Origin of the sequence: Microvirga ossetica, assembly GCF_002741015.1 — a bacterium.
Lineage (GTDB): Bacteria > Pseudomonadota > Alphaproteobacteria > Rhizobiales > Beijerinckiaceae > Microvirga > Microvirga ossetica.
Genome location: NZ_CP016616.1, coordinates 4782386 through 4796679, shown reverse-complemented (window position 1 = coordinate 4796679; position 14294 = coordinate 4782386). Strand labels below are relative to the sequence as shown.

Sequence of the window (14294 nt, the reverse complement as noted above, 5' to 3'; positions counted from 1 at the left end):
GTGGCAGGCTTGAATCTGCGCCCTCTCCTGCTTACCCAGGGCGATCCCGCCGGGATCGGCCCGGAGCTGAGCCTGAGAGCCTGGCTTCAGCGCGACAGCGAAGCTCTGCCTCCCTTCGCCCTCCTCGCCGATCCCGCTCATATCGCGCGTATCGCGCAGGGATATGGCTGGACGGTCCCCATCGCGCCTGTGGAGCCGTCCCAGATCGAAGCCGCCTTTTCCAAGGCACTTCCCGTGATCCCTTTGAAGGCATCCGTTTCCGCGGCACCGGGGCGGCCAGACGCGGCCTATGCGCCATCCGTCATCGAAGCCATCGAGACGGCGGTGGGTCTGGTTCGCGCGGGCTCGGCATCGGCCGTCGTGACGAATCCCATCGCCAAGCACGTGCTCTACGAAGCCGGCTTCCGGCATCCCGGCCATACGGAGTTTCTCGCCGCTCTTGCCTCCGAGGGGGACGGAAAAACCTATCACCCGGTGATGATGCTCTGGAGTGAACAGCTGGCGGTCGTTCCCGTGACTGTGCATATCCCCCTTGCGGATGTGCCTGCTGCCCTGACCACGGACCTGATCGTCCTGACCGGCCGGATCGTCGCGCGGGAGCTGCGGGAGCGCTTCGGCATCGCGCAGCCGAGGCTCGCCCTTGCCGGCCTCAATCCGCATGCGGGCGAGAATGGCGCGATGGGAACGGAGGATGCCCGCATCATCGTCCCGGCCATCGAGATCCTGCGCCAGGACGGCATCGAAGTGACCGGCCCCCTGCCCGCGGACACCATGTTCCATGCCAGAGCCCGGAGCCGCTACGATGCGGCGCTGGCCATGTATCATGACCAGGCCCTGATCCCGATCAAGACCATCGCCTTCGACGAGGCGGTCAACGTGACCCTCGGGCTTCCCTTCGTGCGCACCTCGCCCGATCACGGCACGGCCTTCGACATCGCGGGCAAGGGGATCGCCCGGCCCGACAGCCTCATGGCCGCCCTCAAGCTCGCCGCCCGCCTGGGTGCGGGAACGCAGAGCCCATGAGCCAGATCGACGACCTCCCCCCCCTACGCGAGGTTGTCCGCACCCACGGGCTCATGGCCAAGAAGTCGCTCGGCCAGAACTTCCTGTTCGACCTCAACCTGACCAGCCGCATCGCCCGCTCCGCCGGGCCGCTGGAGGACGCGACCGTGATCGAGGTCGGCCCGGGACCGGGCGGCCTGACGCGGGCGATCCTCGCCGCGGGGGCGAAAAAAGTGATCGCCATCGAGCGCGACACCCGCTGCCTGCCGGCGCTCGCCGAGGTCGCAGAGCGTTATCCCGGCCGGCTCGAGGTGATCGAGGCCGATGCGCTGCAATTCGATCCGCGTCCCCTGGTCGGCGACGGGCTCGTCAGGATCATCGCCAATTTGCCTTACAACGTGGGCACCGCCCTGCTCACCGGCTGGCTCACCGGCGAGGACTGGCCGCCCTGGTGGGCTTCGCTCACGCTCATGTTCCAGCGCGAGGTCGCCGAGCGCATCGTGGCTGACGAGAGCGACCCGAAAGATTACGGCCGTCTCGGCGTTCTCTGCGGCTGGCGGACGGAGTCGCGCATTCTCTTCGACGTGCCGCCCTCGGCCTTCGTGCCGCCGCCCAAGATCACGTCGAGCATCGTCCACCTAACCCCGCGCCCCGACCCGCTGCCCTGCCGCATCGCCGCCCTGGAGACCGTGACCCGCGCCGCCTTCGGGCAGCGCCGCAAGATGCTGCGCCAGAGCCTCAAATCCATCGCTCCCGATCCGGCCGGGATCATCGCGGCGGCCGGCCTCGACGAGACGATCCGTGCGGAAAATGTCCCCGTGGAAGGCTTTGTGGCGCTGGCCAATGCATGGGATGCCGCTCGCGGCTTTCCGGACTGAATTGGCCACAGTTTCGCTCTCTTCATGAGACCTTAACTGCGCATATCCAATGATCGCCGTGCATGAGGTGAGCAGCCCTGTCCGGCTGTGAGAGGAGAAGGCAGGCATGTCGCAGCCGCGCAAGAGGATCGGGCTTCTGTTCGGGGGACGCTCTGCAGAGCACGAGGTCTCGCAGCTGTCGGCCGCCAACGTCCTGCGCGCCCTCGATCCCGACCGCTACGACATCGTCCCCATCGGCATCGGACGGGATGGGCGCTGGGTCCTCTGCGACAACGTCAATGGCGCGGGACGCGGCGCCAAGTCCCTGGAGATTCCGCCTGGAGCACCGCGGGTCGCCCTTCTCCCCGGCGGTGGCGGCGACATGATCGTTCTAGATGGCAGCGCGGAGGCAAGGACGCTTCGTCTCGACGCCATCGTGCCCGTCCTCCACGGACCGAACGGCGAGGACGGCACGGTCCAGGGCTTTCTCGAACTCGCGAACGTTCCCTATGTCGGCTCGGGCGTGATGGGCTCCGCTGCCGGCATGGACAAGGATATCGCCAAACGCCTCCTGCGCGACAGCGGCCTGCCGGTCGTTCCCTTCCTCACGCTGACGCCCCGCAGCCGGATCGATTACCGGGCGGCGGTCGACGCCCTCGGCACGCCGGATCTGTTCATCAAGCCGGCCAATATGGGCTCGTCCGTCGGCGTGTCCCGCGCCTCTTCGCCTGAGGAGTTCGATCAGGCCTGCGAGCGCGCCTTCCGCTATGACGGCAAGCTCCTCGTGGAGCGCAGCGTCGCGGGAGCGCGGGAGATCGAATGCTCGGTGCTGGAGGATGCCGCCGGAGAGGTGCGCGCGTCGCCGCTCGGCGAGATCGTTCCGTCCGACAGCCACGGCTTCTACAGCTACAACGCCAAGTATATTGATGCGGACGGCGCCCTTCTGCGCATACCCGCAGAACTTTCCGCCGATCAGGCTGAGCGCATCCAGGCGCTTGCGGTTGAAACCTTCAAGATTCTCGGCTGCGAGGGCTTGGCGCGCGTCGACTTCTTCGTCGACCCGAAGCACGAAGGAAGCCTATTCGTCAACGAGGTGAACACCCTGCCAGGCTTCACGGCGATCAGCATGTACCCGAAGCTCTGGGAGGCCGGAGGCCTGCCGCAGAGCGAGTTGATGGAGGTGCTGATCGGGCACGCCATCGCCCGTCGCGAACGCCGCAACGCGCTTGCCCTGGTGTAGGAGGCAAGAGGCTCAGCTGACCTTCTCGGCGAGCAAGCCTTCGACGAAGTCCGACAGACCGACGAGGCGGTCGCGCTTCAGGCGCTCGGCGGCCTGGATCGCCTTCAGGCTCTGGAAGGAGCGGCCGAGATCCTCATTGACGATCACGTAGTCGTACTCGACCCAGCGCTCCATCTCGATGCGGGCATTGGCGAGGCGCTTGGCGATCACCTCGGGCGAGTCTTCCGCCCTGCGCTCGAGCCGCGCCTTCAGTTCCTTGAAGCTCGGCGGCAGGACGAAGACGGTCACCACGTCTTCGGGCAGCTTCTGCCGCACTTGGCGGGTGCCCTGGTAATCGATGTCGAAGACCATGTCCTGGCCGGCGGCGAGCGTCTGCTCCACAGGCTCCCGAGGGGTGCCGTAGAAGTTGCCGTGAACTTCGGCCCATTCGAGAAGCTCGTCGCGATCGCGCATGGCGATGAACTTCTTCTCGTCGATGAAGTGATAGTGCTTGCCCTCGATCTCGGACGGCCGCTTGGGGCGCGTGGTGACGGAGACCGAAAGCACGCCGGCCTGTTCCTCCACGAGGCTGCGGGTGAGCGTGGTCTTTCCGGCACCCGAGGGCGACGACAGGATGAGGATGAGGCCGCGACGGCCGACAAGAGGCTTCGGATCTTGGCTCACCGCATCACTCCACATTCTGAACCTGCTCGCGGAATTGCTCGATCACGGCCTTCAATTCAAGCCCGATCCGCGACAGGGAGACATCATTCGCCTTTGCGCACAGGGTATTCGCCTCGCGCCCGAATTCCTGCGCCAGGAAATCGAGGCGCCGGCCGACCGGTCCTCCCTCCTGCAGCAATTCCCGCGCCGAATCCACATGCGCGCGCAGCCGGTCGAGCTCCTCGCGGATATCCGCGCGGGCTGCGATGAGGACAGCCTCCTGATGCAGACGTGCCGGGTCGAGAGAGGACTTACCGTCGACGAGCTCGGCGATCTGTGCCTCGAGACGGGCCCGGATGGCATCCGGCTGGCGCGCGGGCGACGCCTCGGCCTCGTCCACGAAACGCGAGATCACGTCGAGCTGCTGGCCGAGGACGCCGGACAGGGCCAGGCCTTCCTTCAGCCGTGCGGCCTTCAGAGCCTCGATCAGCGCGCCGACGCCTGCCTTCAAGGCTGCTACCAGCGCCTCGTCCTGTGCCGGATCGGCGGCATCGTCTTCCAGCTCGACGACGCCGCGCACGGCCAGGAGGCCATCGAGGGAAGCCGGATTCACGTTGTCCGGCAGCTTGAGATCGCCGAGGGCGGACAGGAGCGATTGCAGCACGTCCTGGTTCACGCGCAGCTTGGGCGCGGAGGAGGACCGGCTGAGCGACAGGTTGAGCTGGCCCTGGCCCCGGGTGAGAGCCTTGAGGATCTGCCCGCGCGCCTCCTCGCCCACCGCATCGAGACCCGAGGGCGTCCGCACGCGGACCTCGAGCCCGCGTCCGTTGACGGTCTTGAGTTCCCAGGCCCATTGATAGGCCCCGGTGACGCCGGCCTCGCGGGCAAAGCCGGTCATGCTCGCAATGGACATGCGCTAACCTCGAACGGAATGAAAATCGGCGCGACCATAATGCGCGCCGATGCAAGAGTCGATTGCGGGGACATCGGCCGGAAAGCCGCGTTCACACCCCTTGCCTCAGCCGAAATGTCAGGGCTGACGCAGGGATGGAACGTTCTTGGGATTGCTCAGGTCGAAGGTCTTGTTCTTGAGCGGATCCTTGTTGGTGCCTTCGCTGGCGTCGAAGCCGCGCCCGAGGCGTCCGGCCGGCAGCGCATTCGCCGCACCGGCTGGCGCCGTGGTCGTGGTCGTGGAAGCGCCATCGGGCACGACCCGGTCGACCTCGTCGGCCCCGGGTGCCGGACGGCTTTTCTCGATCTGCCGCCACCGGGTCACGTTGCGCTGATGCTGGTCGTAGCTCTCGGCGAAGGCGTGGCCGCCGGAACCGTCGGCGACGAAGTAGAGATCCTTGGTCCGCGACGGATTGGCCACGGCCTCGAGCGCGGCCCGGCCGGGATTGGCGATCGGACCCGGAGGCAGGCCTTCGACCACATAGGTGTTGTAGGGCGTCGCCGCCTCGATCTCGCTGCGCAGGATGCCCCGGCCGAGGGTGCCCTTGCCGCCGACGAGCCCGTAGACGATGGTCGGGTCCGACTGGAGCTTCATGCGCTTCATGAGGCGGTTGATGAAGACGCCAGCGACACGGGTGCGCTCGTCGGCCCGGCCGGTCTCCTTCTCCACGATGGAGGCGAGGATGATGAGTTCCTGCGGCGACTTGATCGGCAGGTCGCTGGAGCGGCGCTGCCAGATCTGCTCGATCGCCTGCCGCTGGGCGGTCTGCATGGTGCCGACGATCTGCTGGCGCGTGGTGCCGCGCTCGAACTTGTAGGTATCGGGCAGCAGCGATCCCTCCCGCGGCGTCTCGGTCACGTCGCCGGTCAGGATCTCATGTTCGTAAAGACGGGCGATGATCTGCTCGCTGGTCAGCCCTTCCGGGACCGTGACCGCATGCAGGATGGCCTTGCCCTGGATGAGGGTGTCGATGGCGTCCTCGACGCTGGTTCCGGCCTTGAACTGGAATTCGCCGGCCTTCAGCTGCCCGCGCTGCCGGTTCATATAGGCATAGGCCTGGAACAGGAACGGCTGCTCGACGACGCCCTCTTGCTTGAGGATCTGGGCGATCTCGCCGGTGCCCGTGTTGCGGGGAATGACCACGACCTTGTCGCTTTGCAGGGGTCCCTTGGCGGTCACTTCCTGCTGCAGCATAGAGAAGCCGAAGATGCCGGCGATGGCCAGGGCGACGAACAGGGTCAGCAGGCCGCTGAACAGCGAGAGCATGCCCCTGCGGCGGCGGCGCAGCTTAGGCGGCGGCGGGGGAGCCATCGCGGGTTTGATGGCTTCGCTCGGGGACCGGGGCGCCAGACGGGGTTGCACCGATCCGTGATCGGAATCGTCTGCGGAAGGGAGGAGAATCTTTTTCTTTCGTCCGAACATCGCGCCGCTTTTCTGGTCTCACCCGACGGTCCTGCCGGTCCGCCGACACCCTAGCAGGGATTATGGCGAAAAGCCGTAAGGGCTTCCGCCGATCCTACGATACGCGACGAAGAATGAGGGAAGCGTTAGTGCCGCCGAAGCCGAAGGAGTTCGACAGGGCTACGTTGACGTCCTTGCGCTTGGCCTGCTTGGGCACGAGATCAATGGCCGTCTCCACCGACGGGTTGTCGAGGTTGATGGTCGGCGGAATGATGCCGTCACGCATGGCGAGGATCGAGAAGATCGCCTCGACGGCGCCGGCAGCGCCAAGCAGGTGGCCGATGGCCGACTTGGTCGAGGACATAGACAGCTTGCCGGCGGCATTGCCCATGATGCGCTCGACCGCCTTCAGCTCCAGCTCGTCGCCGAGCGGGGTCGAAGTGCCATGGGCGTTGACGTAGTCGATCTCGGAAACGTCGATATTCGCACGCTTGAGGGCTGCTGCCATGCAGCGATAGGCTCCGTCGCCGTCCTCGGAAGGCGACGTGATGTGGTAGGCGTCGCCCGACAGGCCGTAGCCGATGACCTCGGCATAGATCTTGGCGCCGCGAGCCTTGGCGTGCTCGTATTCCTCCAGCACCACCACGCCGGCACCCTCGCCCATGACGAAGCCGTCGCGATCCTTGTCGTAGGGGCGCGAAGCCCGGGTCGGATCGTCATTGAAGTTCGTCGACAGAGCCCGGCAGGCAGCGAAGCCCGCGATGGACAGGCGATTGATAGGCGATTCCGTGCCGCCGGCCACCATCACCTCCGCATCGCCGAGCGCGATGAGCCGCGCGGCATCGCCGATGGCATGGGAGCCGGTGGAGCAGGCGGTCACCACTGCGTGGTTCGGGCCCTTGAGGCCATGCTCGATGGAGACATAACCGCCGGCCAGGTTGATGAGGCGGCCGGGGATGAAGAAGGGCGAGATGCGGCGCGGGCCGCGCTCGATCAGGGTGGCCGAGGCCTCGTAGATGCCGCCGATGCCGCCGATGCCCGAGCCGATCAGCACGCCGGTCGCGCATTGGTCCTCGTAGGATTTCGGCTCCCAGCCGGAGTCGCGCAGCGCCATCGTGGAGGCGGCCATGGCATAGACGATGAAGGGATCGACCTTGCGCTGCTCCTTGGGCTCCATCCATTCGTCGGCGTTGAAGGTGCCGTTGGAGCCGTCGCCGCGTGGGATCTGGCAGGCGATCTGGCAGGCGAGATCGTCGATCTGGAAACCGCTGATCCTGTCTGCGCCGCTCTGACCTTCGATAAGGCGGGACCATGTGGCATCGACCCCGCTGCCCAGCGGAGTGACCATGCCAAGACCTGTGACAACTACCCGGCGCATGAATTTCCTGCCCTATCGATTGATAAAATTCGGGCGTCGGATGAGTCACCCGACGCCCGTTAGCCCTTTAGGCTGCGTTCTTCTCGAGGAAGCGGATGGCGTCGCCGACCGTGACGATGGTCTCAGCCGCGTCGTCCGGGATCTCGACGTTGAACTCCTCCTCGAACGCCATTACCAGCTCGACCGTATCCAGGCTGTCGGCGCCCAGGTCGTCGATGAAGTTGGCATTGTCGGTCACCTTGTCGGCTTCGACGCCGAGGTGCTCGACAACAATCTTCTTCACGCGATCAGCGACGTCACTCATCGTTCTTTCCTCAGTGGCTGCCGCCTCAGGAATTGGGCGGATTAAGAAATCAATTTAGATCAGCTGTTCAGCTGACAACGCTGAAACGGCCATCCTGCGCCGTGCAAAGCCGCATTTTTGAGCGCCGGTCAACCCCTTTGACCTGATCGGGATCATGCTTAACACAAGCTTATCCTCTCTGGCGAGGGGAGAACGGTACCTGCAAACAGATTCCGGAAACAGCGATAAGTTCCTTTAGAACATAGCCATTCCGCCATTAACGTGCAGAGTCTGGCCCGTCACGTAGGCAGCTTCGGTGGAGGCGAGATAAACCACCGAGGAGGCGATTTCGTCGCCCTGGCCGAGCCGCCCCATGGGGATCGTACCCAAAATTCCCTCGCGCTGCTTCTCGTTTAGCACATCGGTCATGGGCGACTCGATGAAGCCCGGAGCGACGCAGTTCACCGTGATGTTGCGGCTTGCAACCTCGGCCGCAAGCGCCTTGGTCATGCCGATCAGGCCCGCCTTGGACGCTGCGTAATTGCCTTGCCCGGGGTTGCCGGTGGAGCCCACGACGGAACCGATATTTACGATACGACCGTAGCGGCGGCGCATCATGCCCTTCACGGCAGCCCGGGACAGGCGGAACGAGGCGGTGAGGTTGACGGCGATCACCGTTTCCCATTCCTCGTCCTTCATGCGTATGAACAGGTTGTCCTTGGTCACGCCGGCATTGTTGACGAGGATGTCCAGGCCCGCCATGGCCGCTTCGGCCGCCGGCACCAGGGCCTCGACCGAGTCCTTGTCGGACAGGTTCGCCTCGACTACATGGACCCGCTCCCCGAGGGAGGAGGCAAGCTCGTCGAGAGCCGCGCGGCGGGTTCCGGAGAGGGTGACGGTCGCACCCTGGGCGTGGAGAGCGCGGGCAATGGCGCCGCCGATGCCGCCGGTGGCGCCGGTGACGAGAGCCTTGCGGCCGGAGAGATCGAACATGCTGGGCTCCTTTTAAACGTTCAGGGATGCCTTGATGGCAGCCACATCCTCGGGCGTTCCAATGGCCACGGCCGAGGCCCCGGCGGCGATGCGTTTCACGAGGCCGGTCAGCACCTTGCCCGAGCCGACCTCATAAAATGAATCGACGCCTTGGGCCGCCATAGCGGCCACGCTCTCGCGCCAGCGCACGGTGCCGGTCACCTGCCGGACCAGGGCGTCGCGGATCGCCGCCGGATCGGTGATGGGAGCAGCCTCCACGTTGGCAACGACCGGCACGGCGGGGCTGTTCACGGTCACGCCCGCGAGAGCCTCGCGCATGGCATCCGCCGCCGGCTGCATGAGTGCGCAATGGAAGGGGGCGGATACGGCCAGCATCACGGCGCGTTTGGCGCCCTTGGTCTGGGCGATGGCGACCGCCCGCTCGACGGCCGATTTGTGGCCCGAGACCACGACCTGGGCGCCGCCATTGTCGTTGGCCGCATCGCAGACCTCGCCTTGAGCCGCCTCGCGGGCGACTTCGAGGGCCACGTCGTATTCGAGACCGAGAAGCGCGGCCATGGCGGCCTGCCCCACCGGAACGGCATTCTGCATGGCATTGCCGCGGATCCGGAGAAGCCGCGCCGTATCGGAGATCGACAGGCTGCCGGCGGCCGCAAGCGCCGAATATTCGCCGAGCGAGTGACCGGCGACGAAGGCGGCGTGCTTCCTGAGATCGAGACCGGCCTCGGCCTCCAGCACCCGGATCGCGGCCAGGCTCACCGCCATCAGGGCGGGCTGGGCGTTGGCCGTCAAGGTCAGCTCCTCGGCAGGCCCTTCCCACATGAGGGCGGAGAGCTTCTGGGAGAGAGCCTCATCCACCTCGTCGAACACGGCCTTGGCCTGCGGAAAGGCATCGGCAAGGGCCTTGCCCATTCCGACCGACTGGCTTCCCTGGCCCGGGAAAATGAATGCACGCTTCATCAGGAACGGTTCCCTCGATTTATCGAATTCGCGCGGGACTCGCACCGGCAGGGCGAGGAGTCAAGGCGAAGAGCGCATTGCTCCGCACCGAACCTGTTCATCAGATGAGGCGGCGCCAGCCTCTGAGCATGCTCCGGTCGACCACAGGCTGCCGCAGCGTGATCCGGCGGAGCACCCGGCCGGCAAGGCGCGCAAGAACCAGCAACGTGACGCTTAAGGCTCGCAAGACCAATCCCCCAAGGCTTGACCCTAGGACAGACTACCTAGCCTCTGCGGCCCCAGGCGTGTGCGGACGCACCTTCCAGCAAACCTCGGCACAGGGACGCTTCCTCTTGTTTTCTTGAGGCAATCGGTGTATCCGCTCCCTCTTCCGATATTCCCAACGACTGAAGAAGGAGCCCCGCATGGCTCGCGTGACCGTCGAAGACTGCATCGACAAGGTCGACAACCGGTTCGAGCTCGTGCTGCTGGCCAGCCACCGGGCCCGCCTCATTTCGTCGGGCTCGCCGCTCACGATCGATCGCGACCGCGACAAGAACCCCGTCGTGGCCCTGCGCGAAATCGCCGACGAGACCATCGCTCCCGACGACCTGAAGGAGCAGCTCATCCACTCGATGCAGAAATATGTCGAGGTTGACGAGCCGGAGGCCGAAGCCGTTCCGATGCTCAGCAACACGGCCGCTGCACCCACGACCGGCAGCGACAACGACGCGGACGTCCAGTTCGACCGCATGAGCGAGGACGACCTGCTCCGCGGCCTGGAGGGCCTCGTGCCCCCGAGCAGCAGCGCGGACGACGACGACCGCGAGTAAGCCTCGACAGGATCCCCGAAAGCCCGGCTGAAGAGCCGGGCTTTTTTGTTGGCCCGCTTAACCAAGGCCCCGCATGGGTGCCATGCGCGAGGTATTCGGCTTGCGGTCGGAAGACGTTGTACAATATCTTTAAAAGCTTCGTGACTTCAGCCAGATAGACCGGGCCAAGGGAGATTGCGGCCGCATGATGCGCCAATATGAACTCGTCGAGAGGGTCAAGCGCTACAACCCCTCGGCCAACGAGGCGCTTCTGAACCGGGCGTACGTGTATGCCATGATGGCTCATGGCAACCAGAAGCGTGCCTCCGGCGACCTGTTCTTCGGCCATCCCCTGGAAGTCGCGGCCATCCTCACGGACCTCAAGCTCGACGACGCGACCATTGCCGCGGCGGTGCTCCACGATACGGTGGAGGATACCCAGGCGACCCTGGAGGAGATCAACAAGACCTTCGGGCCCCAGATCGGCGCCCTCGTAGACGGCCTGACCAAGATCAAACGGCTCGACCTGGTGTCGAAGCGCGCGGCCCAGGGCGAGAATTTCCGCAAGCTGCTGCTCGCCATTGCCGACGATGTGCGGGTGCTGCTGGTCAAGCTCGCCGACCGCCTGCACAATATGCGCACCCTGCAATTCATGCCGTCGGACAAGCGCAGGCGCATCGCCGAGGAGACCCTCGACATCTACGCGCCGCTCGCCGGCCGCATGGGCATCCAGGAGATGCGCGAGGAGCTGGAGGAGCTGTCGTTCCAGAACCTCGACCCGGAGGCCTACGAGGCCATCAAGCGTCACCTGCACGAGCTTTCCACGAAAAACGAGAAGCTCGTAGATGAGATCGAGAAGAACCTGACCACCAAGCTGCGGGCGCAGGGCATCGAGGCGGAGGTGTCGGGCCGGCAGAAGCGCCCCTATTCCATCTGGCGCAAGATGGAACGCAAATCCGTCGCCTTCGAGCAATTGTCCGACATCTTCGCGTTCCGCATCATCGTCGGGACCATCGACGAGTGCTACCGCGCGCTCGGCGTCGTCCATACCAGCTGGCCGATGGTGCCCGGACGCTACAAAGACTACATCTCGACGCCGAAGCAGAACGACTACCGCTCGATCCACACCACCGTGATCGGTCCCGGCAGCCAGCGTGTCGAGCTGCAGATTCGCACCGTGGACATGGACGAAGTGGCGGAATACGGCATCGCGGCGCACGCCCTCTACAAGGAGGGCGTGAACGACAACTCGCACCTCGCCAAGGAAAGCCGCGCCTATCAATGGCTGCGACGGACCATCGACCTTCTCGCCGAGGGCGACAATCCGGAAGAGTTCCTGGAGCATACGAAGCTCGAGCTCTTCCACGATCAGGTCTTCTGCTTCACGCCGAAGGGCCGTCTCATCGCGCTTCCCCGCGGCGCGACGCCCATCGACTTCGCCTATGCGGTTCACACCGATGTCGGCAACACGGCGGTGGGCTGCAAGATCAACGGCCGCATGTCGCCACTCCTGACGGAACTGCAGAACGGCGACGAGGTGGAGATCGTCCGCGCCGAGGGCCAGACGCCTCCGGCGGCCTGGGAATCCCTCGTGGTGACCGGCAAGGCGCGCGCCTCGATCCGCCGCGCCACCCGCGCCGCCGTGCGCCGGCAATACACGGGCCTCGGCCACCAGATCCTGGAGCGCGCCTTCGAGCGCGCCGCCCGCCCCTTCTCGGACGAGAAGCTCAAAGGAGCTCTGCCCCGCCTTGCGCGCGTTTCCGTGGAGGACGTTCTGGCGGCGGTCGGCCGCGGCGAAATGTTCTCCGGCGACGTGGTGCGGGCCGTCTATCCCGACTACCTGGACGAGCGGCGCGGCAGCGCCGACGGCAAGGGCGCCGGACAACCGGATGGTGCAGGCGAGCAGCCGGCCGGTATCCCGATCCGCGGGCTCAACACGGACATGCCGATCCGCTTCGCGCCCGAAGGCGGAGCCGTGCCCGGCGACCGTATCGTCGGCATCCTGACGCCGGGCGAAGGCGTGACGATCTACCCGATCCAATCGCCGTCGCTCGCCGCCTTCGACAACGAGCCGGATCGCTGGATCGACGTGCGCTGGGATCTCGAATCCGGCTCGGCGCAACGTTTCCCGGCGCGCATCAAGCTGCAGTCGATCAACGAGCCCGGATCGCTCGCGCAGATCACGCAGGTGATCGCCGATCACGACGGCAATATCGACAACGTGTCCATGAAACGGCGCACGCAGGACTTCACCGACATGACCATCGACCTGACGGTGTGGGACCTGAAGCATCTCAACGCCATCATTGCGGAATTGCGCGCCAAGCGCGTGGTGAGCCGCGTCGATCGCATCACCGGTTAGGATTCCAATGTCAGCTAAGCCCCGCATCGCCGTCATCATGGACGAGAACACCAGCGTCGACGGTACACGCTACGATATGACGAAGAACTATTTCATCGGCATTCAGCGTGCCGGTGGCCTGCCATTCGGCATTCCCTATTTCGCGGAGATGGTCGATGGCGTCGTCGCGGAATTCGATGGATTCGTCAGCGTCGGCGGACGCATCCAGTTTCCTCATGAATGGTACGTTCCCGGTGACGGATCGCTGTATCCGTCCTCGGAGCGGCTCAAGGTCGAGCTGGCGCTCATGCAAGACTTCCTCGATCGTGACAAGCCGGTGCTCGGGATCTGCAACGGCATGCAGATGCTCGCCTGCCTTCATGGCGGCCGCATGGTGCACGAGGTGCGAAAAGTCGGCCCACATATCCTCGACCATGACAGCCGGAGCGCCATGCACCCCGTCGACATCGTTCCTGGCACGATGCTTTCTCGCATCCTGGGCACGACGCGGCTCGACGTGAACAGCCGTCACCAGGAGGCGGTTGTCGAGATTTCCGATCACGCTGTCACGTCTGCCAGGGCTGGCGACGGCGTGATCGAAGCCATCGAGATTCCGGGCCGGCGCTTCGCCATTGGCGTTCAGTGGCACCCTGAGTCCTTCGCAATGCAGGACCATCCCTGCAACAGGCTGTTCGGCGCCTTCGTGCAAGCGACGCAACGCAATCACTGAGAAGGTCGCGAAGGATTCCAGATGCCTATCACCGTTCTAGGTCTCGATGCCGACGATACGCTCTGGCACAACGAAACCTTCTATCAGATGACGCGGCAGCGCTTCAACGAGCTGCTCGCCGACTTCGTCGATGCCGAGACGCTCGAAGCGGAGATCGAGGCAACGGAGAAGCGCAATCTCGGCCTCTACGGCTACGGCGCGAAAGGCTTCACCCTCTGCATGCTGGAGACGGCGCTTGCGGTCAGCGGGGGCCAAGTCTCCCCCAAAGCCCTCACGGAGATTCTTTCGGCAGGCCGCGAGATGATGCGGCATCCGGTAGAGCCGCTTCCCGGCGTTCACGACGCCCTCGAAGACCTCGCGGCGCAATACAAGCTGGTCCTGATCACCAAGGGCGATCTCTTCCACCAGGAAGCGAAGCTTGCCGCATCGGGCCTCGGCAATTTTTTCTCGGGCGTAGAGATCGTCAGCGAGAAGAAGGCTGACACCTATGTCCGCATCTTCTCGCGCCACGGTGCCGGCCCCGAACACGCCGCCATGGCCGGCAACTCCGTGCGCTCGGACGTTCTGCCGGCGCTCGAAGCGGGCAGCTATGCCGCCCTCATCCCCTATCATCTTGTCTGGGCCCACGAGGACGCCCCGCGCCCGACCGCCCATCCCCGCTTCGCCGAATTGCCATCACTGGGAGATCTGTCGCGATGGTTGGCGGCAGCGGCCCGCTGACGCT

At 65.2% G+C, this 14294-nt stretch carries 14 protein-coding genes; 7 read left to right on the top strand and 7 right to left on the bottom strand.

Annotated features, from left to right (window positions below):
• The 3 genes from pdxA (at window position 1) to BB934_RS22965 (ending at window position 3099) form a co-directional block, all read left to right on the top strand.
• Window positions 1–1023: a 4-hydroxythreonine-4-phosphate dehydrogenase PdxA gene (gene pdxA, locus BB934_RS22975; RefSeq protein WP_173909486.1), complete on the top strand. Its 1023-nt coding sequence runs from the start codon at window positions 1–3 to the stop codon at window positions 1021–1023.
• Window positions 1020–1880 carry a 16S rRNA (adenine(1518)-N(6)/adenine(1519)-N(6))-dimethyltransferase RsmA gene (gene rsmA, locus BB934_RS22970; protein ID WP_099511767.1) on the top strand — a complete coding sequence of 287 codons (861 nt, stop codon included), beginning with the start codon at window positions 1020–1022 and terminating at the stop codon, window positions 1878–1880. The genes pdxA and rsmA overlap by 4 nt, the downstream gene beginning before the upstream one ends.
• Window positions 1881–1986: 106 nt before the next feature.
• Window positions 1987–3099, top strand: coding sequence for a D-alanine--D-alanine ligase family protein (locus BB934_RS22965; protein WP_099511766.1), 1113 nt, complete (start codon window positions 1987–1989; stop codon window positions 3097–3099).
• Between the two features lie 12 nt (window positions 3100–3111).
• Here the strand turns inward: BB934_RS22965 and gmk are convergent, their stop codons facing one another.
• From gmk to fabD, 7 genes are all read right to left on the bottom strand, one after another.
• Complete coding sequence (gene gmk / locus BB934_RS22960; protein ID WP_099511765.1) at window positions 3112–3777, bottom strand: guanylate kinase; 666 nt, start codon at window positions 3775–3777, stop codon at window positions 3112–3114.
• Window positions 3767–4654, bottom strand: a complete 888-nt coding sequence (locus BB934_RS22955) for a YicC/YloC family endoribonuclease (protein ID WP_099511764.1) — start codon at window positions 4652–4654, stop codon at window positions 3767–3769. Before BB934_RS22955 ends, gmk begins: the two co-directional genes overlap by 11 nt.
• A gap of 117 nt (window positions 4655–4771) precedes the next feature.
• Window positions 4772–6115: an endolytic transglycosylase MltG gene (mltG, locus tag BB934_RS22950; protein WP_099511763.1), complete on the bottom strand. Its 1344-nt coding sequence runs from the start codon at window positions 6113–6115 to the stop codon at window positions 4772–4774.
• Between the two features lie 94 nt (window positions 6116–6209).
• On the bottom strand, window positions 6210–7472 hold the full coding sequence (gene fabF, locus BB934_RS22945; protein WP_099511762.1) for a beta-ketoacyl-ACP synthase II: 1263 nt from the start codon (window positions 7470–7472) through the stop codon (window positions 6210–6212).
• A gap of 67 nt (window positions 7473–7539) precedes the next feature.
• The gene (locus BB934_RS22940) at window positions 7540–7776 is read right to left on the bottom strand and encodes an acyl carrier protein (RefSeq protein ID WP_009764365.1); all 237 of its coding nucleotides are present in this window, start codon (window positions 7774–7776) and stop codon (window positions 7540–7542) included.
• A 234-nt stretch (window positions 7777–8010) separates the two neighbouring features.
• Window positions 8011–8748: a 3-oxoacyl-[acyl-carrier-protein] reductase gene (gene fabG / locus BB934_RS22935; protein ID WP_099511761.1), complete on the bottom strand. Its 738-nt coding sequence runs from the start codon at window positions 8746–8748 to the stop codon at window positions 8011–8013.
• Window positions 8749–8760: 12 nt separating this feature from the next.
• On the bottom strand, window positions 8761–9708 hold the full coding sequence (gene fabD / locus BB934_RS22930; RefSeq protein WP_099511759.1) for an ACP S-malonyltransferase: 948 nt from the start codon (window positions 9706–9708) through the stop codon (window positions 8761–8763).
• 404 nt (window positions 9709–10112) lie between these two features.
• On the opposite strand from fabD, the gene rpoZ reads away from it, so the two are divergent.
• From rpoZ to BB934_RS22910, 4 genes are all read left to right on the top strand, one after another.
• Window positions 10113–10520, top strand: coding sequence for a DNA-directed RNA polymerase subunit omega (gene rpoZ, locus BB934_RS22925; protein ID WP_099511758.1), 408 nt, complete (start codon window positions 10113–10115; stop codon window positions 10518–10520).
• A 184-nt stretch (window positions 10521–10704) separates the two neighbouring features.
• Window positions 10705–12861, top strand: coding sequence for a RelA/SpoT family protein (locus BB934_RS22920; RefSeq protein WP_099511756.1), 2157 nt, complete (start codon window positions 10705–10707; stop codon window positions 12859–12861).
• Between the two features lie 7 nt (window positions 12862–12868).
• Window positions 12869–13570: a gamma-glutamyl-gamma-aminobutyrate hydrolase family protein gene (locus BB934_RS22915; protein ID WP_099511754.1), complete on the top strand. Its 702-nt coding sequence runs from the start codon at window positions 12869–12871 to the stop codon at window positions 13568–13570.
• 21 nt (window positions 13571–13591) lie between these two features.
• The gene (locus BB934_RS22910) at window positions 13592–14290 is read left to right on the top strand and encodes an HAD family hydrolase (protein WP_099511752.1); all 699 of its coding nucleotides are present in this window, start codon (window positions 13592–13594) and stop codon (window positions 14288–14290) included.
• Window positions 14291–14294: the final 4 nt, after the last annotated feature.

What these genes read in the sequence shown, in the direction of transcription:
- gmk (WP_099511765.1), bottom strand. Translation starts at nt 3,777, where the DNA reads ATGTGGAGTGATGCGGTGAGCCAAGATCCGAAGCCTCTTGTCGGCCGT.
- rsmA (WP_099511767.1), top strand. Translation starts at nt 1,020, where the DNA reads ATGAGCCAGATCGACGACCTCCCCCCCCTACGCGAGGTTGTCCGCACC.
- fabF (WP_099511762.1), bottom strand. Translation starts at nt 7,472, where the DNA reads ATGCGCCGGGTAGTTGTCACAGGTCTTGGCATGGTCACTCCGCTGGGC.
- BB934_RS22955 (WP_099511764.1), bottom strand. Translation starts at nt 4,654, where the DNA reads ATGTCCATTGCGAGCATGACCGGCTTTGCCCGCGAGGCCGGCGTCACC.
- BB934_RS22965 (WP_099511766.1), top strand. Translation starts at nt 1,987, where the DNA reads ATGTCGCAGCCGCGCAAGAGGATCGGGCTTCTGTTCGGGGGACGCTCT.
- BB934_RS22910 (WP_099511752.1), top strand. Translation starts at nt 13,592, where the DNA reads ATGCCTATCACCGTTCTAGGTCTCGATGCCGACGATACGCTCTGGCAC.
- rpoZ (WP_099511758.1), top strand. Translation starts at nt 10,113, where the DNA reads ATGGCTCGCGTGACCGTCGAAGACTGCATCGACAAGGTCGACAACCGG.
- BB934_RS22920 (WP_099511756.1), top strand. Translation starts at nt 10,705, where the DNA reads ATGATGCGCCAATATGAACTCGTCGAGAGGGTCAAGCGCTACAACCCC.
- BB934_RS22940 (WP_009764365.1), bottom strand. Translation starts at nt 7,776, where the DNA reads ATGAGTGACGTCGCTGATCGCGTGAAGAAGATTGTTGTCGAGCACCTC.
- BB934_RS22915 (WP_099511754.1), top strand. Translation starts at nt 12,869, where the DNA reads ATGTCAGCTAAGCCCCGCATCGCCGTCATCATGGACGAGAACACCAGC.
- mltG (WP_099511763.1), bottom strand. Translation starts at nt 6,115, where the DNA reads ATGTTCGGACGAAAGAAAAAGATTCTCCTCCCTTCCGCAGACGATTCC.
- fabD (WP_099511759.1), bottom strand. Translation starts at nt 9,708, where the DNA reads ATGAAGCGTGCATTCATTTTCCCGGGCCAGGGAAGCCAGTCGGTCGGA.
- fabG (WP_099511761.1), bottom strand. Translation starts at nt 8,748, where the DNA reads ATGTTCGATCTCTCCGGCCGCAAGGCTCTCGTCACCGGCGCCACCGGC.